1 protein-coding gene is annotated in these 759 nt (G+C 51.6%); it reads right to left on the bottom strand.

Going from position 1 to position 759, the window contains the following annotated elements; all coding sequences use genetic code 11:
- A partial coding sequence (locus tag QM409_RS10730) for a hypothetical protein (protein ID WP_414310511.1) occupies positions 1–759 on the bottom strand: 759 nt, incomplete at both ends.

The following is a 759-nucleotide window of genomic DNA, read 5'->3' as shown; positions in this document are numbered from 1 at the left end:
CTTCAACAAGCGCAAGTACCTCAGCAAGTACATCGGCTTCAACAAGCGCAAGCACGTCAGCAAGTACATCGGCTTCAACAAGTGCAAGTACATCAGCAAGCACGTCAGCCTCAACAAGTGCAAGTACGTCAGCTTCAACAAGTGCCAGCACATCAGCAAGTACATCGGCTTCAACCAGCGCAAGTACATCAGCAAGTACATCGGCTTCAACGAGTGCAAGCACATCGGCAAGTACGTCAGCTTCAACCAGCGCAAGTACGTCAGCAAGTACCTCAGCTTCAACGAGCGCAAGTACATCGGCTTCAACAAGTGCAAGTACGTCAGCAAGCACATCGGCTTCAACCAGCGCAAGTACCTCAGCAAGCACTTCAGCTTCAACGAGCGCAAGTACATCTGCCAGCACCTCAGCTTCAACGAGCGCCAGCACGTCAGCAAGTACATCGGCTTCAACAAGCGCAAGTACATCGGCAAGTACGTCAGCCTCAACAAGTGCAAGTACGTCAGCAAGTACGTCAGCTTCAACAAGTGCCAGCACATCAGCAAGTACATCGGCTTCAACAAGCGCAAGTACGTCAGCAAGTACATCGGCTTCAACAAGTGCCAGCACTTCAGCAAGCACGTCAGCTTCAACCAGCGCCAGCACGTCAGCAAGTACATCGGCTTCAACAAGCGCAAGTACATCGGCAAGTACGTCAGCCTCAACAAGTGCAAGTACGTCAGCAAGTACATCAGCTTCAACAAGTGCCAGCACGTCAGCAA

The sequence above is a fragment of the Streptococcus mitis genome (assembly GCF_047465045.1).
Taxonomy (GTDB): domain Bacteria; phylum Bacillota; class Bacilli; order Lactobacillales; family Streptococcaceae; genus Streptococcus; species Streptococcus mitis_DT.
This window is presented reverse-complemented; position numbering and strand designations above follow the sequence as displayed.